We start from the raw sequence: 20,778 nt of genomic DNA on the forward strand, positions 1-20,778 counted from the left end.
CAGGTGAGTATCTTGATTCCGAGAAATCGCTTGAGCGTTTAGCGGCACGCGGTATCACGCACGTTCGCATTCGTACCGTTATGACGTGCCACGCTCACGAGGGCGTGTGCCAGAAGTGCTACGGTTGGGACCTTGCAACCGCGCGTCCTGTGAATATCGGTACCGCAGTTGGTATTATTGCTGCTCAATCGATTGGTGAGCCTGGTACTCAGTTGACGATGCGTACGTTCCATACGGGCGGCGTTGCTGGTGACGACATTACGCACGGTTTGCCTCGTGTTCAAGAGTTGTTTGAAGCACGCAAGCCAAAAGGTATGGCTGTGCTTGCAGAAATTGCTGGTACTTTGCAAATTTCTGGCGACAAGAACCAAAAAATCCTTACGGTTCACGACCAAAAAGGCAATATTCGCGAGTACACGGTTTCGGCGCGCGCACAAATGCAGCCCGGCATCGTTGATGGGTGCGAAGTGAAAGTAGGCCAGCAGCTTACGCGCGGTTCTATTAACCCGCACGATTTGTTGCGCTTAACCGATCCTAATACCACGCTGCGCTACATCGTAAACCAAGTTCAAGGCGTATATGTATCGCAAGGTGTTGATATTAACGATAAGCACATCGAAGTTATTGCACGTCAGATGCTGCGCAAGCTCACCGTACTTGACCAGGGCGATTCTCACTACTTGCCTGGCAAGCAAGTGAACCGCTACGAGTTCCAAGATGCTGCAAACGATCTTATTGCTGAAGGTAAGCAGCCTCCAGTAGGTCAGCCTTTGCTGTTGGGTATTACGAAAGCCTCCCTTGCTACTGAGTCGTGGATGTCTGCAGCATCGTTCCAAGAAACTACCAAAGTTCTTACCGATGCAGCTATTGAAGGCAAAGTTGATGAACTGTGCGGCTTAAAGGAAAACGTTATCATTGGTAAGCACATTCCTGCAGGTACAGGTCTTAAACGTTATCGCAATACGAAGCTTACGTATCATGGTGTTCCTATCGAGAAAAGCTCAAATGACACGTTGCCCGACTATGCACCTGAAACTTTGCGCGATATTGAAGCACTGTTGCCACAGCCTGAAGATTGGTCGCTTGATAACGATGGCTATCTGCACATCAATAACAAGTACTATAGCGGACATCGCGGTGTTCAGCTTGATCCTGAAGAAGCGCGCTTGTACATTTATGATGATTTAGGTGTATCGCAGCGCTGGGCGAACAAGTTTAGCGAAGCGGGTATTGAAACGGTAGCCGATTTAATTGGCCACTCGGAAGACGACTTGCTGCGTATTGAGGGCATTGGCTCGAAAGCTATTGAAGAGCTGAAAGCTGGTCTTGAAGCGCACGACTTACTTCATGTTATTGAAGAAGATATTGCAGCTTCAAGTAGCGATATGTCGCAACTGCTTGACATGGTATTTTCGCCTGATGACGACATCCTTATTGGAGGCGATCATCCTGCAACATTCTCAACTGAGGGTGAAGATATGTTAGGCGAAGCACTGCCGCCGCGCTCATATCAGCGCAATTTACAAGAGCTTGACGCATTGTTAGGTTCGATGGACTCCTACGGCTTTAACGTCACAACAGCTCAAAAAGAAGCAGCATCGAATGCACGCCAGGCACAAGGTCTTGACGATGACGATGCCACGAGCGCCGATGATGATATGGACGATTCAAGCGATAGCGATTCCAATTCTTGGGAGCATCGCGGCGACACTGGAGATGATGCATAAACGCTGGTAAAGCGTAAAAGGAGTAGGTATGAGCGGGCTTGAATGGGTGGCATGCAGCAAACGAGAACCTCACGACAGAGGTGTGCTTTGTATGCATGCGAGGGTTTCACAGCCCGCTTGTATGAGTATGTATACCATACAGCATATGATAAGGAACTGTTTTTAACAGGAGATATTCCAGCTTAGCTTGCGTAAGTTAAGCTGGTTTTGCTTTTTGAACGTACTTTGATTGTGTGCACCGAGTGGTTTTGGGTTGTGCGCTGTGTTTACATGATGGATGTTGAGTGAATAGTTCTGCGCTACATGGTTCTACATACCCGTTTATGAGTTGAGGAGTATATATCGTGTCTGGATTATTTGGTACTGATGGCGTTCGTGGTGTTGCTAATCGCGATCTTACGTGTGACATTGCTTTTAAATTGGGACAGGCAGCTGGAGCGCTGTTAGGCGATACTATTGTTATTGGTAAAGATACGCGTAAGTCGGGCGATATGCTTGAAGCATCCGTTGCTGCAGGTGTTATGAGCGCAGGTGGAACTGCACTTCTTGCGGGTGTTATTCCAACGCCAGCTGTGGCATATCTTACGCGCACACTTCAGTGTGCAGGCGGTATTGTGGTGTCAGCTTCGCATAATCCGCCTGAGTATAACGGGATTAAGTTTTTTGATGCGCAAGGCTATAAACTTACCGATTTTAACGAACATCGCATCGAAGATTATGTCTATACCTGTGCACGTGGCGGTATTGAACATCCTTTTCTCGATACGCTGTCGCCACATACTCCTCAAAATAGCTATGAATTACCTGTTGGAGCGCGTGTTGGTACAGCTCGTCATGTAGACGATGCCTGCGATCAGTACTGCGCACATATAATAGACGCTATCACAAAACAAGGAATTTCGTTTAAAGGGCTCCATATTGCTCTTGATGTGGGGCATGGCGCTTCTACGCATACGAGCTGTCGCACGTTTGAGGAACTTGGTGCGCAGGTAAGCGTTATCAATACCGATTACAATGGCTGTGACATTAATGTTAATTGTGGATCAACGCACTTAGAGCCGCTGCGCGCTTTAATGAAAGAAACAGGAGCTGATATTGGCGTTGCTCACGATGGTGATGCCGATCGCGTTATTCTACTTGCGCCTGATGGACGTGAAATTGATGGCGATATTATGCTTGCTGTTTGTGCGCTCGATCTTAAAACACGCCATTTGCTGCAAGAAAACACGGTTGTGTCAACGGTCATGTGTAATTTAGGCTTTGTAGATGCTATGAAAGCAGCTGGTATTCGCGTTGTCCAAACACAAGTAGGCGACAGGCATATTCTCGAAGAAATGTTGTTACACGGCTATAATATTGGCGCTGAGCAGTCGGGACATATGATTTTGTTCGATTATAACTCAACAGGCGATGGTCTTATGAGTGCTGCCCAGTTCATTGCTGCATTTATTCGTAGCGGTATGCCGCTTGATAAGCTTATCGATGTCGTTCAAAAGTACCCTCAAGTATTGCTGAACGTGCCTGTAGCACATAAAGAAAATCTTGCACAGAGTGCTGAAATTCAAGATGTAATTCATAATGTAGAACAACAACTTGCTAACGAAGGGCGCGTTTTAGTGCGCGCAAGTGGTACTGAGCCGCTTGTTCGCGTTATGATTGAAGCGCGCGATGTTGCCCGTGCACAAGAGCTTGCCAATCGTATAGGCGATGTAGTAAAGCGTACGCTTTCGTAGTGTACTCATATACGTGAGTTGCAACGCGAGATCTTGCTTTACGTTTCTGGCATGTGGCGATATGTGAGCACCTGTTTGTTGTAAGTATATTGTGTACGGTTGTTTGGTTTGCCATTTGTAATAGACGCTTTTCTTGCATCTAACGCATGATAGCGGCCTGACAATTTTTACGCTGAACTGTGAAATTAAAAGGAGTAGTATGAAGCACGCACGCCAAGAGCATACTCAGAAAAAACGTTTTTGGGATGTAGTTTTTTATCTGGCGCTTATCGTATTTATCGGTTCGCTGGTATCGCTTGGCGCGCTTGTGTTTAGTTATTGGCAAGGTCAGCAAGCGTACGAATCGGTTGCACACGATGCTAATGTCGATTTATCAGCATTTGATACAATTGCGCCACTTGAAGAAAAAAAGTCTGAGATTACTATCGATTGGGCGCGTTTGCAAGCGATAAATCCCGACATCAAAGCATGGATTTATATTCCAGGCACAAAAGTTAATTATCCTATTGTGCAAGGCAGTGATAACGACTACTACCTTACTCATGATGCACAACGCACACAAGGGCTGCTGACGCACCATGGCAGCATTTTTCAAGATTATCGCAATACGCCTCATTTCAGCGATCAGGTGAATTTTTTGTACGGACACCATATGCGCGACGGTTCTATGTTTGCCGCTATTGCAGCTATGCGTATGCAAGCAAATTATGAAACGCAGCGCGATGTGTATATTTTCATGCCTGAACAGCTGTATCATTTGCGTTCATTCTCGCTTTTGTTTGTAGATGCCGACGATCCTTTAGTGCAAGCTAATTTCCCTGATCGTGCTGCTTTTAATGCCTACATTACCGATAAAATGAATCGCAATGTCGTTGAAACGCCCGATATGCCTGAAGCAGGTAGTATTTCAAAACTTTTTGCGCTTATTACGTGCGATAATAATATTGTTCATGATGGGCGCTGCGTGCTGTATTGTAATGTCGTTGAGCAGGTTGCGGTAAATGCTGCTACATCATCGGGTAGTGTGTCATCGTCGTTCATTGATAAAAAAGCGCTCAATGAACTGGACGCTCAACTGAACAAAACCGTCACACAGCGTTAGTTTCAGAAAGCGTAAGAAGCTGAGCGTGTGCCGTTCGTTCCACCTGATGAAGCAGGAGTGTGAGCGGTACGTTCCACCTGTTAATGTGCTTACTTGTGCCAAATGTGTATTATGATGTGCCTTTATACTATGAGGGAGGATAGAGGGGCGCTATGGATATTCAACAAGCTTGTTTGCCCGATCATATGGAAGAAGAGTGCGCGGTGTTTGGTGTGTATGCACCTGGCAGTGATGTTGCGCGCATGACGTGTTTTGGGTTGCAGGCGCTTCAACATCGTGGGCAAGAAAGTGCTGGTATTGCCGTAGGTGATGGCGAGCGTGTTGTTATCGAGAAGAATTTAGGCCTTGTGACGCAGGTATTTAATGAAGCATCACTGGCAGCACTACAAGGTGATGTTGCTGTTGGTCATGTGCGCTATTCAACGAGCGGCGGCGGTACGTGGGAAGCAGCTCAGCCGCATCTTTCTGCTATCGATGACGTGCAAATTGCACTTGCACATAACGGAACGCTTGTAAACACACAAGAATTGCGCGATTTTATTAGCTCGTGTTCGATTGAACTGATGGCTGGCACCGATAGCGAAGCAGCTGCAAAGCTCATCGGCAAATACACGCAAGAAACTCATTTTCTGCGGGAAGGTATTGCGCGTGCCATGAAGAAAATTAAAGGCGCCTATGCCATGGTGCTGACCAGCCCCGATACCTTGTATGGTTTTCGTGATCCGCACGGCATTCGTCCTTTAAGCTTGGGAGAGCTGCCATGTGGGCGCGGCTATGTGCTTGCAAGCGAAACCTGCGGGCTTGACATTGTAGGTGCTCGTTTTGTGCGTGATATTAAGCCAGGCGAAATTGTGCGTATTAACCGTGAAGGTGTTATTAGCTATCAGGGCGTTGAATCGCACAAGCGCGCATCGTGCATTTTCGAGTATGTGTATTTTGCGCGCCCCGATAGTGTTCTTGATGGGCAAAGCGTCTACGAAGCGCGCCGTGAAATGGGAAAAGTGTTGGCACGTGAAGCTCCCGTTGATGCCGATTTGGTGCTCGGTGTTCCCGATTCAGGCATTCCTGGAGCGCTTGGCTACGCAAAAGAAAGCGGCATTGAATATAGCGATGGTATCATCAAAAACCGCTACGTTGGTAGAACGTTTATTCAGCCGACACAAGAGCTTCGCCAGCTGGGAATCCGCCTTAAACTGAACCCTTTGCCAAGCGTGTTGAAAAACAAGCGCCTTATTGTGATAGACGATAGTATTGTGCGTGGAAACACGTCAAAAAAGCTGGTTCAGATGCTGCGCGATGCCGGTGCGAGCGAAGTGCATTTGCGCATTGTGTCGCCAGAAGTAATGTGGCCGTGCTTTTATGGTATCGACACCGACACGCGCTCGCAGCTTATTGCAGCAAATATGACACACGAACAAATGCGTGCATTTATCGGCTGCGATTCGCTTGCGTTTATCTCGCTTGAGGGTTTGCGTGCCTCACTTCCTTTCTGTGAACATCCTCAGTTTTGCGAAGCGTGTTTTACGGGCGATTATCCTGTTGAAATTTCGCCATCTACCGCACGTGATTCATTTAAAACGAAAGAATCTTTCGCAGACGAGCTTGAAAATGAAAATAAGCTCAACGATACGGTTTCTCTGCATTAAAATAGACACAGACGAGTTGTCTACAAATAAGGGTTAGGAGAGTTACCATGAGTCACTCGGAAGAAAGTCATGAGTCTGTGAACTACGAGGATGCAGGGGTAAGCACTTGGGCAGGGGCCAAGGCTGTTGAAGGCATCAAAGACATGGTTCGCAGCACATATTCGCCGCAGGTCGTGGGCGACCTTGGGGGGTTTGGAGGATTGTTTTCGCTTGCAGAAGCCAAAACAATGGACGATCCGCTGTTGGTATCTGGTGCTGATGGGGTAGGCACCAAGCTTGAGATTGCGCGTTTATGCAACAAACATACAACGGTAGGTATCGACTTAGTTGCTATGTGCGTGAACGATGTGCTGGCAACAGGCGCCAAGCCGCTGTATTTTCTTGATTATATTGCTGCTGGTAAAATTGAGCCCGATGCTATTAAAGACATCGTAAGCGGCATTGTTGAAGGTTGTAAGCAGGCGCATTGTAGCCTTATTGGCGGTGAAATGGCTGAGCATCCTGGTGTTATGAAGCCAAGCGAATACGATCTTGCTGGTTTTTGTACCGGCATTGTGGATCGTAAGAACATGCTGGATCCAGAAGATGTTGTGCCAGGTGATATGCTTATTGCGCTGCCGTCATCGGGCTTGCACTCAAATGGTTTTTCGCTTGTTCGCAAAGTATGCATTGAGGGAAAATCGCTTGAAGAACTGAACAAGCCGCTCGCGCTTCTTGAAGGAAAAAGTCTGCTTGAAGCTTTAATTGTTCCTACTAAAATTTATGTTGATCCGCTGTTGCGCTTGCTTAAGCGCGTGGATGGCGGCGTTCGTTCGCTGGCTCATATTACGGGTGGTGGCATCACCGAAAACTTAAATCGCGCGTTGAACAGTCGCGTTGATGCGCTTATCGATCCTAGTTTGTGGAGCGTACCTCCTGTGGTGAGCTATGTGTGCAACGCAGCGCATTTGTCGCAAGAAGAGGCATTTAAGACCTTTAACATGGGCTTAGGCATGGTTTTGGTTGTTCCTGCTGATAAATATCAAGAAGTTACCGCTTGCTTGCGCAGCATGGACGAAGCCTGCGTGCTTATTGGCGAAGTTGTGCCTGGTAGCGGTGAAGTAAAGCTGAAAGAACGCGCACCTGAGCCTCCAAAAACCGATCATCCATCCGAGCACATTCATCCTTACATTACTAACGATCTGAACCCAGGCGGTAAGTGGGTGTAGAACGTCGTATGCCCACCCAATTGCGATACAACCGTCTCTGAACCCAGGCGGTACATGGACGTAGAACACAAATGCGCACAGGAGCTGTGTGGCGCAGCTCCTGTGTTTGACGGTTTGTGTTCGGCAGCAAGCGAATGTTTGTAAGCGGGATCGTGCTTGCATGTGGGAGCGTGGTTGCAAGCTTGTGGTTGCTTGCGGCGCTGAAGCAGTGATAAAGCTGAAGCAGTGATAAAGTTTACGGTTTGTGTTTGCGCTTTACGGAAAGGTGTCCCATACACGCTTGCAGCGTGAGAAAAAAGGACATCACATGACTAAAAAGCTTACTATTGGCGTGCTGCTTTCAGGCAGCGGATCTAACCTTGAAGCTATTTTAGACGCCTGCGAAAACGACGATTTACCAGTTCGCGTTGCTGTTGTAGTAGCTTCTCGTCCTGACGCTTATGGCATTACGCGTGCGCAGCAGCATGGTATTCCGACACTTGTGATGAACAAAGAGCGTTATGTAAACCCACTTGAAGCCGACGCGCTTATTGTGAACACCTTGCAGCACCATCATGTTGAGTATGTTGTGATGGCTGGCTACATGCGTAAACTTACGCATGTGTTGCTTAATGCATTTCCCCAGCGTGTTCTTAATATTCATCCGGCGCTGCTTCCTGCGTTTCCGGGAGCGCACGCAATTCGTGAAGCTTTTGATGCTGGTGTAAAAGTAACAGGCGTTACAATTCATTTTGCGAACGAAGTGTATGACGAGGGGCCAATTATTGCTCAGCATGCGCTTGACGTGCGCCAAGATGAAACGCTTGAGATACTTGAAGCGCGTATCCACAGCGTCGAGCACGTGTTATATCCGCAGGTCTTACGCCTGTTAGCAACGCATGACATGGTCATTACCGGCAAGAAAGTTTGCGTGTATCCGAAAAGCGATGCTGCAGGTAGTGGTGTTTCTGCGTAGGAACGTGTCTAAGCTGGAACGTGTTCGCTCCTGCAACCGCACGCGCGTCCGCGTAGGAAACGCACCCGCGAATGTGCATCCGCCTGTCCGCCGACACGAAGCATTTTCAGCATTTGACATGGTATTTCACGTTAAAAGGATGTGACAGCTATGAAAGATCGTATCAACACGCTTATCGCTCTGCTTGCGCAGGAACAAAGTGCTACGCTTGCTCAAAAAGCTCAAGCTTTAGCTGCGCTTTTCGATCTTGAAGGACGCGCGCACATGTCGCAGTCGTTGCTTGAGAGCAGTGCTGCTGCATTAAGTGAGCACGACATTCCAACACTTAAACGCGCTCGTATGGCAATTGACGCAGGTGAGCTTGCATGGCTTGGTGCAAAATTCGTTTATGATAAGGCGCTTGCATGTATCAATAATCCACTCGATAAAGGATCATACAAGCTCGGCAGCGCTGATGGGCAGTTTTTGCTTTTTTTCTATACCGATGCACGTGAATTCCTAGCTCCCCGTGCTGTTTCTGAGCGTGATATGTTTCAAATTAAAGACATCACACGCGGACCTCATATGCATCCCGAGCAATTTCGCGGATTATGGTGGGTGAGCACTCCTTTGCACACACAACAGCAGCTGATTGTTTTGGGTGCATGTGACGTTGCGTGCGCGCTGGCGCGGTATGCCTCTGAAGTAGGATTTAGCGTCAGCGTTGTTGATGAAGACACCGCATTTTTAAACGAGCTGCGTTTTCCTCGCGTGAACAAAATTCTTCTTGATGGTGGCTTTAAGAACATTGATGCACTTCATGTGCCTGATGGCGCTTATATTGCCGTGCTGACGCGCGGTCACACCTTTGATGTGGAAGCGTGCGCGTGGGCGTTAAAGCAGCATGCGTGTTATATCGGCATGATGGGCTGTGCGCACAAGAACGCAGACGTGTATCAGCAGTTGGCGAACATGGGAGTAACGCCTGATCAGTGGGCATCTATCAAGCGTCCTATAGGACTGAAGTTTGGTGCGAAAACAGCTGAAGAGCTTGCAGTATCTATCGTGGCTGAGCTTATCGATATGCGTTATAAAAGTCGCTATTCTCACGATGAACAGCTTGAACACGACAAAAGCCTCTACGGCGCCTAGCACTGGCATGTGTTCCCTTTGTATATCGCGATATGATACATGCTCATAAGCCATTTCGTTGTATTATAGAACCATGCACATTTACCCAGCACGCGCAGCACCATACGCATAGTTTGTGCGGTTCATTGCGCAATGGCGCTGCTTGATGGGTGGTTATTAAATTCGTTTCTTCGATGCAAAAGGATTGTGTATGCAAGTACGTACTTCAAATCGTCGCATTAAACGTGTTCTTATTTCTGTTACTGACAAAACTAACGTGGTAGCCTTTGCTCGGACGTTGGTTGACGAATTTGGCGTTCAGCTTATTTCCACAGGTGGTAGTGCACATACTCTGCGTGAAGCGGGCATACCTGTTCGCGATGTATCTGACGTTACGGGTTTTCCTGAAATTATGGACGGGCGCGTGAAAACGCTTCATCCGCGCATTCACGGTGCGCTGTTGGCTGTTGACACCAACGATGCCCACATGCAGCAAGCACAAGAACATAACATTGAGCTTATCGACATGGTTGTTGTTAATCTGTACGCGTTTGAAACGTATGCAAACAGTGGCGCTTCTGCAGATGATTGCATTAACCATATTGACATCGGCGGGCCATCGATGATACGTTCTGCTGCTAAAAATTTTGCACGCGTAGCAGTTGTTACGAAGCCAAGCAGCTACGATGCGCTGCTTGAAGAAATGCGCGTTCATTCAGGCGCATTAACTGCGCAAACACGCGAAAAACTTGCTCGTGATGCCTTTGAACTTACGTCAAGCTACGACACGCATATTGCGCAATGGTTTTCTGACCAGTGCGCATGCCATGAAACACAGTCCGATAGCGAAACGTGCGAAGGGGGAGCATGTTCGATTGCCAGCCATGCCGCTGACGAGTATTCGCTGTATCCGTCGCGCTTCGAGGTGCACGCAAACAAAATAAGCGACCTTCGTTATGGCGAAAATCCGCACCAGAGCGCTGCGGTATTTTGCCTTGACCAGGCAAGCAAACACGCTCTTGTACGTGCGGTGCAGCACAATGGCAAGCCGCTTTCTTACAACAATTGGCTTGATATGGATGCGTGCTATTCGTGTGTTCGCGAATTTAAGCGTCCGTGCGTGGTTATTGTTAAGCATCAAAATCCGTGCGGCTGCGCTGAAGCCGATAACATTACCGATGCCTACGATGCGGCGTATAGCTGCGATCCAAAAAGTGCGTACGGTGGCATTATCGCAGTTAACAGGCGCGTTGAAGCGGAAATGGTGCAGCATATGTTCAACAATCACCATTTTGTGGAAGTGATAGTTGCGCCTTCATACAGCGCTGAAGCGCTTGAATTGCTCAAGACAAAGCAAAACTTGCGCGTTATGGAAACAGGACAGTGCGAAAAGATTTTTGGCCAAGAAATTCGTAGCATCGATGGAGGCTTGCTTGTGCAAGACCTTGATGCGGTTCGCGAACATCCAGGCACTTTCACGGTTGTTACCAAGAAAACGCCCACTGTCGAACAGCTAGACGACCTTATTTTTGCGTGGCGTGTTGTGAAATCGGTGAAGTCAAACGCCATTTTAGTGGCGTACGGCAAGTGTGCGTTAGGTCTTGGCCCAGGTCAGCCCAATCGTGTTGACTCTGCGCAGCTGGCATGTTCGCGCGCCCATGAAGCGTGTGCTCGTTTATCTCTTCCAGTTGATAATTTGGTTGCGGCATCCGATGCTTTTCTTCCTTTTGCAGACAATATAGAATTATTCGCTGAACAGGGAATTAAGGCCATTATTCAGCCTGGTGGTTCAATTCGCGATGAAGAGTGTATACAAGCATGCAATCAGCACGGTATAGCAATGGTTCTCACAGGAACGCGCCATTTTCGTCATTAGTGCACAACACGCCGATCGGAGCACATGTGAAACAAACTTTCAGTATTAGAACGCTGTTGGTAGGCATTGTTCTTATTATTGTATTGGCTGTTGTCATTTTACGTGGCGACCAAATTGTAGAATTAGCCGAAACAATTAAACAGGGCTCTATGCTTCCTATTGTTGTAGCGCTGGTGCTTCAGCTGGGGAAATATGCGCTTCAATCGCTTGGGTATCATTTCTCGTTTAAAGCGATTGGCGAAAGTTATGCGATTAAGCATACGTTGCCTTTAGTTTTCGGTACTTTTTTCATGAACACAATTGCACCATCTGCTAATTTAGCAGGAATAACGCTTGTGGTAGACGATGCTCGTCAGCGTGGCATTAGCTCTGGAAAGGCGGGATCAGCGGCGCTTTTGATGCAAATTACTATTGATGCAGCGTTTGCACTCATTGTTCTTGTTGGTTTTGGTGCACTAGCAGTGTCGGTTGGTTTGCCTGGGGGGTGGTTTTTCCTTGGGCTCGTTGATATTGTTGTCGTACTTATCATGATTGGTGTTCTCTTTTTAGGGCGCATTCATAAAGCACTTTTGATTCATATCCTTACGGTTGTTGATGCGCTTATTACGAAAATCCTTGCACTCGTAAAACGTAAACCGCTGAGCCCGTGGGTTCATAAAACAGCCGACTCATTTGAAGAAGCTGCCGATTTTATCGTGAGATATCCGCGTTATACGCTTGAAGCTTTCGCGTGTTCACTAGGCGCTAGTTTATGCGAACTAACCTGTTTTATTTTAGTGGGTATTGCGTTTGGCGTAACAGGCGTGCAAGCACTCGTGTGCGGGTATGTGGTTGCTACGCTTTTTGCAATGTTTTCGATAACGCCACAAGGTGTTGGCTTTGTAGAAACGGCTGTTACGCTTGCTTTTACCACGTTTGGTGAAAGCTCAGCTGCAGGATTATCGATTGGACTTGTGTATCGCGGCATTGTGTTTTGGATGCCATTTTTGATTGGCGCTGTGCTTATTCAAACTACGTCAAGTTTTAAACGGCGTTAACGATCACCTCAGCGCTACAGGAGTGGCATTTGTGGCGCTTGGTGTAGGTGAGTTATGGGTTGCGTTGACGTGTTTTGCGCGCACGCGTACAGAGCTTGTGGAACATACCTGAAGTATGCGCGTGGCCGTTCGCTATCGTGCCCGTTCGCACACATTCGCTTTCGTTTACGTATATTCGTAAACCTTATGGATAGATGCCGATATCGATATTTTACTTTCGGCGGTAGTGTGCTACTATTTGTAAGCATCGTTTTGCAAACCGTGCACGTATGGTGTGTATGTGCATACATCATGAGCACGTTTTTATGGGTAGCGTGTGCGTATTGCGCGCAAGTATTCGTAGTGCGGGTTGTGGCTCAGCTTGGTAGAGCGCTGCGTTCGGGACGCAGAGGTCGCAGGTTCAAATCCTGTCAACCCGACCATGTTCATCTTTCGCATTGTATTATGCGGAGGTGTTTTGTAGTCGTGTTCACAAATTTATGAATTATATTACTAAATGCTCCGATATGAGGTATCCTATTAAAGCTCGTGTAAAGTGTTCTGTGGCGTTTATCACTGCCATGAATGCGGTGCGTGCTTACGTTTAATATGTGGCGTTCCCTTTGTGATGCGCATTGACAAACGTTGCACCTTATAGCACGCGAGCGTGATAATGAGATTGTAGAAAATCGGAGGCACGTATGAAGTTTTTTGGTTTAGGCATGCCTGAACTCATCATCATTTTGGTTGTTGTTCTGCTTATTTTTGGACCTAAAAATCTTCCAAAGCTTGGCAGTGCGCTTGGCAAATCGGTTAAGGGTTTGCGCTCTGGCATGAAAGAGGCAAAAGACGAGGCACAAGCTGCCGATACTACAAAGCCTGCTGAAATAGAAAGCGCCCAAACAGCTGCAGCTGCACCAGCATCTGATGCTGCCAGTGTTGCTCCTGCTGCTGTTGCTACACCTGCAAGCGTTAAAGCACCTGTTAAAAAGGTTGTGGTGAAGAAAGCTCCCGAACAACCAGCTCCTGCTCAGCAAGACGCTGCGGGGGAAGCTGCCAGCGAAGAGAAATAAGTATAAGAGAGGAAAGGTGCAGCGTAGCTGTACCTTTCTTTCATAGTAACAACAGGTACAGCTTTTGGCTGTTCAATGCTTTAGAAAGGTAAGTTATGGCCAACGATAATCTCATTTTAACTCCAGAAGGCCGTCAAAAACTGGAAGATGAGCTGCATTATCTTGAAAATGAAAAGCGCGCTGAAATTGGTGAGCGCATTCGTATCGCTCGTGAATTCGGCGATATTTCTGAAAACTCCGAGTACGATGACGCTAAAAACGAACAAGGTATGATTGAAGCGCGTATTGCGCAAATTAACCGCATTCTTTCTGAAGCGACAGTTGTCGATACGCCGAAGCGTTCTAATCGTGTGAATATTGGCTCGAGTGTTACGGTTACCATGAATGGCGAACAGCGTATGTTCACGGTTGTTGGTAGTGCAGAAGCGAATATCTTTGAAGAGAAAATTTCTAACGAATCACCTGTTGGTGCTGCATTAGTTGGTCATAAAAAAGGCGATGAGTTGCATGTTAGTGGACCTACGGGTCGCTCTATCGATCTAACGATTTTGAAAATTGAGCAATAAACAGCACTGCTGATAGAGTTCAGTGAGTGTAGTGAGCGCTTATAGTGCGCAATCGTAGTGCACATAGTTTAGATTACGGTACAACACATACATGCTGCAGGGACATACCTTGTAGCATGTTGCTTTTTATACGGATGTAAGGAGAAATTGTGAGCGAAGCACAAGGCAATACCCCCATAACAGTTGAAGATGATCCGATTCAAGTGCGCAAAAATAAACGTGCGGCGTTTATAGCTGCAGGTAAGAACCCTTACGGCCACGCGTTTGACTACACTGCTCACGCAAGCGACTTACATGCTCGCTACCAGCAGCTAGCTGATGGTGAAGAAACAAACGACCATGTTGCCGTTGCAGGTCGTATTATGACGAAGCGTGTTCAGGGGAAATTATCATTTCTTACGTTGCGTGATACCACAGGCGACATTCAAATTTTTTGCCGCATTAACGATTTAGGTGAAGAAGAATATGCGCAGGTAAAAGACCTTGACTTGGGCGACTGGATAGGCGTTAACGGCACTGTTACGCGCACAAAACGCGGTCAGCTTTCCGTTATTGCAACGCACATCGAACTGTTGAGCAAGGCAATTCGTCCGCTTCCCGAAAAGTTTCATGGGCTTTCAAATAAGGAAATGCGCTATCGTCAGCGCTACGTTGACCTGGTTATGAACCCCAATGTGCGCGAAACGTTTGAGAAGCGCTTCAAGATTGTATCTGCGGTGCGCCGCTACATGGAAGACCAGCAATTCTACGAAGTTGAAACGCCGTTTTTGCACTCGATTATGGGCGGCGCGAATGCGCGTCCGTTCATTACGCATCACAATGCACTCAACCGCGATTTTTATTTGCGTATCGCAACTTAGCTGCCGCTTAAGCGCCTGTTGGTGGGCGGTTTTGAGCGTGTGTTCGAAATTGGGCGCCAGTTTAGAAACGAAGGCATGGATCAATACCATAACCCCGAGTTCACAACGATGGAAGCCTACCAAGCATTTAGCGACCTCGAGGGCATGAAACGCTTAACGCAAGGTTTCATTCGCGCAGCTGCTATGGCGGCGTGTGGCACACTTTCTATTAACTATCAGGGTGTTGACATCGACCTTGGCGGTACGTGGCGCGATGCAAGCATGATTGAGCTTATCAACGAGCACATCGATGAGCCTATTTCGTATGACATGTCACGTGAAGAACTTGCGCGCATTGCGAAAAAGAATGGCGTTGTTGACATTGAGCCAGCGTGGGGGAAAGGCAAAATTATCAGCGAGTTGTTTGAAGCACGCGTTGAAGATACGCTTGTTCAACCGACCTTTGTGTGTGATCACCCGCTTGAAATTTCTCCGCTTGCAAAGAAACGCGAAGACAATCCCGAGCTTACGTATCGTTTTGAGCTGTTTATCTGTGGACATGAATACGCAAACGCTTTTAGCGAGCTGAACGACCCTATCGATCAAGCAGAGCGTTTCCTTGCCCAAGTTCAGGCGAAAGACATGGGTGACGATGAAGCGATGGGCTACGATGCCGACTACATTCGTGCGCTTGAATATGGTATGCCACCTGCTGGCGGTGTTGGCATTGGAATCGATCGTTTGGTTATGCTGCTTACGAATGCCGAGTCTATTCGCGACGTGTTGCTGTTCCCAACAATGAAACCGCTTAATGATGCACAGGTATGCGATGTGAATGCGCTTGATGCTGCGGAAAGTAAGGAGCAGGAAAACTCCGCCGCAACCGGTTGCGACAGTGCTGCTGCAGCGCAGCCCGCATCGCTTTCGAATGCGCCGCACCAGCAAGCCGACGCGAGCATTGATTTTTCCAACGTAAGCATCGAGCCTTTGTTTAAGGATTTTGTTGACTTTGACACGTTTAGCAAGTCAGATTTTCGTGCGGTTAAAGTAAAAGCCTGTTCAGCGGTACCAAAATCGAAAAAGCTTCTGCAATTTACCCTTGATGACGGTACCGGTTGCGACAGAACAATTTTAAGCGGCATCCATGCGTTTTATGAACCTGAACAGCTTGTTGGTAAAACGTGCATCGCTATTACTAATCTGCCTCCTCGTACGATGATGGGTATCGATTCGTGCGGTATGCTTATCTCGGCGATACACGAAGAAGCAGGTTGCGAGAAGTTGCATCTTTTGATGGTGGACGATCATATTCCCGCTGGTGCCAAGCTGTATTAAAGAACACGCTCATTATTAAACTGGGGTTTGTTATGAATCCCAGTTTAATTTTTATAGGTATTTATGAGATGGATAATTAGAATAATTTTATTACCAGTACGATTAGTATTGAGTTTACTCATAGCTTTTTCACTTTTATAGTAACTGCAAAATCTAATGCATTAAAAATCAAAATATAAAAAATTAATTTTAGAATTGAATATAGCAATAAACGATAGGTAGCAAAAAATCTATCGTCTTTTTAGTTTAAGGAATTATAAAAAGCAAAGTATGCTTGACAAAAAAAGCAAAGCAAACTATACTTTAAATGTAAAGTGAGCTTGCTATTGGTGGAGAAAAATGAAAAATACCATTTCTCAATTAAGAAGACAGCATAAAATAACTCAAGAAGAATTGGCAAATGAAGTTGGAGTAACAAGACAGACCATAACTTCCATTGAAACTGGAAAATATATAGCGTCACTGCCGTTGGCTTTTAAAATTGCTAAGTTTTTTGATATGAGTATTGAGGACATATTTAGTATAGAAGAGGATGATTAATATGAACAAATTAGAAAAATATAAAAAAGAAATAGGGTTTAGAATTAGTATTTTACTCCTATTATGTATACTTGCCTTACTTGCAGTTGTTATTGGCAATTTTTATTTAAAATATACCTTTCCATTAAAAGAAGATATGACAGATTATGTAGTAGGATTTTTTATTGGACTTGAACTTGTATCTGTATTCTACATGTCAATATTTATGAAAGCATATAGAAATAGAGATATATTGGAAAAGATGTATACCAAAGAAACAGATGAAAGAGAGATAGTAATAAAGATGAAGTCAGGCGAAAATATAATACCTATATTTTCAATGGTTATTGTAATTGTTTCTTTAATTGTAGCATATGTAAGTTATGAAGCCTTTTTAGCGTTAATGATAGTTGCATTTGCACAAATAATATTCTCTAAGTTATTAAAAGTGTATTGGTCAAAAAAGATTTAAAAATATCATAGTAAAGGTATTAGACGATAGACAGTTAAAACGAACAAGAAAATCCAGTTGGAGTTGCTTCCCTAAAAAAAACTGGTACACTAACCATAATGTAAGGTAGGAGGGATTGATATGGTAGGTAAAAGCTGGAAAACTTTTCAAATCATTCAATTGGTAATCTTCTTAATCGTTAGTGTGTTCTTGCTCGTAAGAACAGTAGATGGACACGGTGCTGTACAGACTTTAGAAGTCAGGCTGATTAGCTTTGCTGTATGGGCACTTTTTTATCTTGGTGTATTGGCAATAGAGTGGTTAACGTATTTAATTACACGCCATTTTAACCATTAAATACCAATTTTCGAGCATATTCTTTGTAAGGACGGAAGTCTCGACATTCACACCTTGATGATCTATGCATCGGAATGTGGTATCGAAAACAGATGCAAGGGTATACAGAGGTACTTTTATGATTATATCGTGAACGTAGCTCATAGTGCTCCATTCATTATGGGAAAAATATGCCGCGGTTTTGAGTTATACTGTGCATTGCAATGTAGATTTTACCTTGCGTTGTACGTGATTGTACCTTGCACTATAGCTTGGCTGCTACGCTACAACGCAGGCGTTTCGATGACTTGTTTACGCAGAAAGGACACTCCTATGCTTGAGATTGGACAGCCTGCTCCCGATTTTGCTTTGCCTGATCAAGATGGCGTTGTTCGCCATTTATCCGACTTTAAAGGCAAGCGCGTTATTTTGTACTTCTATCCAAAAGACATGACGCCTGGTTGCACAAAACAAGCATGCGCGTTTGGTGAGCTGTATCCTCAGATTCAGGAAAAAGGCGCTGTTGTACTGGGTATAAGCAAAGACAGCGTAGCATCGCATAAACGCTTTCAGGAAAAGTACAACTTGCCGTTTTTGCTGCTTTCTGATCCGGAAACGCAGGTTATTCAAGCATATGACGTGTGGAAAGAAAAGAAAAATTACGGAAAAGTATACATGGGCATTGTGCGCAGCACGTATCTTATTGATGAAAACGGCGTTATCGTACAGGCTCTTGAAAAAGTAAAGCCTGCTGAAAACCCCCAGCACATGCTAGGAGCGCTTGCATGAGAGCAATCATCGCACCTGCAAAGCAGATGCGTGTAGCTACTGATAGCATTTCAGCCACACAGCTTCCTGTATTCTTACAGAAAACACAGCAACTGCAACGTTGGATTGCCTCGCTTAGTTTTGACCAGCAAAAACGTTTGTGGGCGTGCAATGACGCGCTCGCGCAGCAAAACGCCGAGCGTTTCGCGCATATGGATGTGCATGCGAACCTTTCACCTGCGCTTTTATCGTATAACGGCATACAATATACCTATATGGCGCCGTGTGTTCTTACCGATAGTCAGCTTGCGTATGTGCAGGAACACCTGCGCATCCTCTCAGGCTTTTACGGTGTGTTAAAGCCGCTCGATGGCGTTGTTCCGTATCGTTTGGAAATGCAAGCGAAAGCAGCCGTTGACGGTTATAAAAATTTGTACGATTTTTGGGGTCGCTTGTTATACGATGAAGTTATCGATGACAGCCGCGTTATCATCAATCTTGCTTCAAAAGAGTATTCTCAGTGCATCAAGGCGTATACCACCCCACAAGATACCTTTATTACCTGCGTTTTTGCTGAATTGTCGGGTGCAAAATTGGTGCAAAAAGGCGTGTATGCGAAAATGGCGCGTGGCGAAATGGTGCGCTTTATGGCGCAGATTCACGCTGAAACACCTGAACAGTTGAAAGCGTTTAATTGGAGTGGGTATCAATTTTGCGAGGAGCGCTCAGATGATACCCAGTATGTTTTTCTTAAAGCACGTGCGCAGTAATTGGCAACAAGCGGTAGGCGAACGGCATTGCAGTGCACAAGGCAGCATTGCGCCTGGTGGATTGGGAGTGCAGCTCTAATAGACCTGCGAGCAGTTTCAGCGCCGTGCACGCCGCCACCTGCCAGCTGCAATACGTTCTTCATCAGCGGCAACACCGTTTGCGCTACTACAGCAAACCATCGATGCTGTTACATTAGCATCGTCACTTTTTTGACCAGTGCCGAGGCACATGCGCTTTAGTTTGCCCAGCTATTACAGCAACGATGCCACGTAGTGCACACGCGCGACGCAATCTTCGCGCTTCATAAGCTCCATGCTTTCAAACAGGGGAGGCGACACCATATTGCCCGCAATTGCTACACGGAGCGGCTGAAATACTGCTTTAGGCTTCAGCTGCATTGTGTCGCACAACTGTTTGACGGCATCTTGCATAACATTGCATTCCCACGGAATGCTCGTATCTGCCAAAATAGCCTCACACGCTACCAGCACGTCTTTTGCGCGGCTGTCCGCTTTAGCAAGCACCTTTTTGAACGACGCATCGTCAAGTGCCTTAAGCGTGCTTCCCCAAAACATAAACGCAAGCTTGTCGGGAATTTCTTCAAAGCGCACTAAGCGCTGTCCAATAAGCGCAAACGTTTTTTCAGCCCAGGCATCAAGCGCGAAGAATTCAGGCGTAGCACCTGCTTTTTCAATCCACGGACGTGCAAGACGCGCCCATTGTTGCGCTGTAAGTTCGCGAATGTACGCACCGTTCATCCAGTCAAGCTTCACTTCGTCAAAAATTGCGTCTTTTTTCGTAATGCGTGCTAAGTCGAATGCTTTGCACAACACATCGCGCGAGATGAGCGTTGTTTCTCCGTCAAGCGACCATCCTAGCAAGGCCAAGAAATTCACCATTGCGTCAGGAAGGTAGCCCTTGTCGCGATATTCTTCAACACTTGTTGCGCCGTGACGCTTCGAGAGTTTTTTCCCGTCGCTGCCAAGAATCATCGACAAGTGAGCAAATACAGGCGGCGTTTTTCCTAACGCTTCATATATAAGAATTTGGCGCGGCGTGTTTGAAAGGTGATCATCACCGCGAATAACGTGTGTGATCTGCATATTTATGTCGTCGCACACAACCGCAAAATTGTATGTTGGCGTACCGTCCGAACGCACGAGAATCATATCATCCATCACATCGGCTGGAAATGACATATGGCCGTAAACAGCATCGTCAAATTCGATGGCAGGGTGATTATCAGGTACTTTTAAGCGCCACACAAACGGATCGCCTGCATCAAGATGCGCTTGCACCTCTTGCGCGCTCAAGTGGCGACACGCGCGGTTGTATCCGGAGTATCCTCCCTGTTCAGCCTGCATTTTCTCGCGTTCTTCATCAAGCTGTTCTTTACTGCAAAAGCACCGATACACTGCCCCGCAATCGATAAGCTGTTGCAGCGCTTTCTGGTAGGTATCCATGCGCTCCGTCTGGCGATACGGTCCATAAGCGCCACCAACTTCCGGACCTTCGTCCCAATCAAGCTGAAGCCAGCGCATTGCATCAACAATAATGCGTATGTTTTCATCGGTCGAGCGTGTAGGGTCGGTATCTTCTATGCGCAGAACAAAGCTGCCTCCTGTTGCACGAGCAAACGCCCAGTTAAAGATTGCAGTTCGGGCGCCTCCTATGTGAAGCTTGCCTGTGGGCGATGGAGCAAATCGTACGCGAACAGGAGAGGAGTGCTGTGCCATAATGAAGCCTT

Annotated in this window: 18 protein-coding genes, 1 tRNA gene and 1 pseudogene; 18 read left to right on the forward strand and 2 right to left on the reverse strand. The window is 46.5% G+C overall.

Going from position 1 to position 20,778, the window contains the following annotated elements:
- The 18 genes and pseudogenes from HMPREF3190_RS07200 to yaaA form a co-directional block, all read left to right on the forward strand.
- Positions 1-1,727, forward strand: a 1,727-nt coding sequence (locus HMPREF3190_RS07200; protein ID WP_449675910.1) for a DNA-directed RNA polymerase subunit alpha C-terminal domain-containing protein, incomplete at its 5' end; no start/stop codon positions are given.
- Positions 1,728-2,071: 344 nt separating this feature from the next.
- Positions 2,072-3,460 carry a phosphoglucosamine mutase gene (glmM, locus tag HMPREF3190_RS00645; protein WP_066779240.1) on the forward strand — a complete coding sequence of 463 codons (1,389 nt, stop codon included), beginning with the start codon at positions 2,072-2,074 and terminating at the stop codon, positions 3,458-3,460.
- Between the two features lie 199 nt (positions 3,461-3,659).
- Positions 3,660-4,562, forward strand: a complete 903-nt coding sequence (gene srtB / locus HMPREF3190_RS00650; protein ID WP_066779243.1) for a class B sortase — start codon at positions 3,660-3,662, stop codon at positions 4,560-4,562.
- 152 nt (positions 4,563-4,714) lie between these two features.
- The gene (gene purF / locus HMPREF3190_RS00655) at positions 4,715-6,208 is read left to right on the forward strand and encodes an amidophosphoribosyltransferase (protein WP_066779246.1); all 1,494 of its coding nucleotides are present in this window, start codon (positions 4,715-4,717) and stop codon (positions 6,206-6,208) included.
- A gap of 47 nt (positions 6,209-6,255) precedes the next feature.
- Positions 6,256-7,416: a phosphoribosylformylglycinamidine cyclo-ligase gene (purM, locus tag HMPREF3190_RS00660; RefSeq protein ID WP_082715031.1), complete on the forward strand. Its 1,161-nt coding sequence runs from the start codon at positions 6,256-6,258 to the stop codon at positions 7,414-7,416.
- A gap of 307 nt (positions 7,417-7,723) precedes the next feature.
- Positions 7,724-8,371 carry a phosphoribosylglycinamide formyltransferase gene (gene purN, locus HMPREF3190_RS00665; protein ID WP_066779249.1) on the forward strand — a complete coding sequence of 216 codons (648 nt, stop codon included), beginning with the start codon at positions 7,724-7,726 and terminating at the stop codon, positions 8,369-8,371.
- Positions 8,372-8,521: 150 nt separating this feature from the next.
- Complete coding sequence (locus HMPREF3190_RS00670; protein WP_066779252.1) at positions 8,522-9,502, forward strand: XdhC family protein; 981 nt, start codon at positions 8,522-8,524, stop codon at positions 9,500-9,502.
- Between the two features lie 190 nt (positions 9,503-9,692).
- Positions 9,693-11,357 carry a bifunctional phosphoribosylaminoimidazolecarboxamide formyltransferase/IMP cyclohydrolase gene (gene purH / locus HMPREF3190_RS00675; protein WP_066779255.1) on the forward strand — a complete coding sequence of 555 codons (1,665 nt, stop codon included), beginning with the start codon at positions 9,693-9,695 and terminating at the stop codon, positions 11,355-11,357.
- A gap of 26 nt (positions 11,358-11,383) precedes the next feature.
- A complete protein-coding gene (locus HMPREF3190_RS00680) occupies positions 11,384-12,394 on the forward strand; it encodes a lysylphosphatidylglycerol synthase transmembrane domain-containing protein (protein ID WP_066779311.1) in 1,011 nt (336 codons plus the stop codon).
- A gap of 345 nt (positions 12,395-12,739) precedes the next feature.
- Positions 12,740-12,816: transfer RNA gene (locus tag HMPREF3190_RS00685), tRNA-Pro, on the forward strand.
- Positions 12,817-13,074: 258 nt separating this feature from the next.
- Positions 13,075-13,446: a twin-arginine translocase TatA/TatE family subunit gene (tatA, locus tag HMPREF3190_RS07205; RefSeq protein ID WP_082715033.1), complete on the forward strand. Its 372-nt coding sequence runs from the start codon at positions 13,075-13,077 to the stop codon at positions 13,444-13,446.
- 95 nt (positions 13,447-13,541) lie between these two features.
- Entirely contained in the window at positions 13,542-14,012 is a 471-nt protein-coding gene (greA, locus tag HMPREF3190_RS00695) for a transcription elongation factor GreA (protein WP_066779257.1), read from the forward strand.
- Between the two features lie 203 nt (positions 14,013-14,215).
- Positions 14,216-16,186 (forward strand): annotated as a pseudogene (gene lysS / locus HMPREF3190_RS00700) (lysine--tRNA ligase).
- Between the two features lie 339 nt (positions 16,187-16,525).
- Positions 16,526-16,726 carry a helix-turn-helix transcriptional regulator gene (locus HMPREF3190_RS00705; protein ID WP_066779259.1) on the forward strand — a complete coding sequence of 67 codons (201 nt, stop codon included), beginning with the start codon at positions 16,526-16,528 and terminating at the stop codon, positions 16,724-16,726.
- Position 16,727: 1 nt separating this feature from the next.
- Positions 16,728-17,177, forward strand: coding sequence for a hypothetical protein (locus HMPREF3190_RS00710; protein ID WP_066779262.1), 450 nt, complete (start codon positions 16,728-16,730; stop codon positions 17,175-17,177).
- Between the two features lie 120 nt (positions 17,178-17,297).
- Positions 17,298-17,513, forward strand: coding sequence for a DUF3923 family protein (locus HMPREF3190_RS00715; RefSeq protein ID WP_066779265.1), 216 nt, complete (start codon positions 17,298-17,300; stop codon positions 17,511-17,513).
- A gap of 312 nt (positions 17,514-17,825) precedes the next feature.
- Positions 17,826-18,281: a thioredoxin-dependent thiol peroxidase gene (gene bcp, locus HMPREF3190_RS00720; protein ID WP_066779269.1), complete on the forward strand. Its 456-nt coding sequence runs from the start codon at positions 17,826-17,828 to the stop codon at positions 18,279-18,281.
- Positions 18,278-19,030: a peroxide stress protein YaaA gene (yaaA, locus tag HMPREF3190_RS00725; protein ID WP_066779271.1), complete on the forward strand. Its 753-nt coding sequence runs from the start codon at positions 18,278-18,280 to the stop codon at positions 19,028-19,030. The genes bcp and yaaA overlap by 4 nt, the downstream gene beginning before the upstream one ends.
- 96 nt (positions 19,031-19,126) lie before the next feature.
- Here yaaA and HMPREF3190_RS07505 read toward each other — a convergent pair whose 3' ends face one another.
- Together HMPREF3190_RS07505 and gltX are read right to left on the reverse strand one after the other, a co-directional pair.
- Entirely contained in the window at positions 19,127-19,261 is a 135-nt protein-coding gene (locus HMPREF3190_RS07505) for a hypothetical protein (RefSeq protein WP_449675916.1), read from the reverse strand.
- Positions 19,262-19,282: 21 nt separating this feature from the next.
- Positions 19,283-20,767, reverse strand: coding sequence for a glutamate--tRNA ligase (gene gltX, locus HMPREF3190_RS00730; protein ID WP_066779274.1), 1,485 nt, complete (start codon positions 20,765-20,767; stop codon positions 19,283-19,285).
- Positions 20,768-20,778 lie beyond the last annotated feature (11 nt).

The sequence above is a fragment of the Umbribacter vaginalis genome (genome assembly GCA_001552935.1).
GTDB classification, from domain to species: domain Bacteria; phylum Actinomycetota; class Coriobacteriia; order Coriobacteriales; family Eggerthellaceae; genus Berryella; species Berryella vaginalis.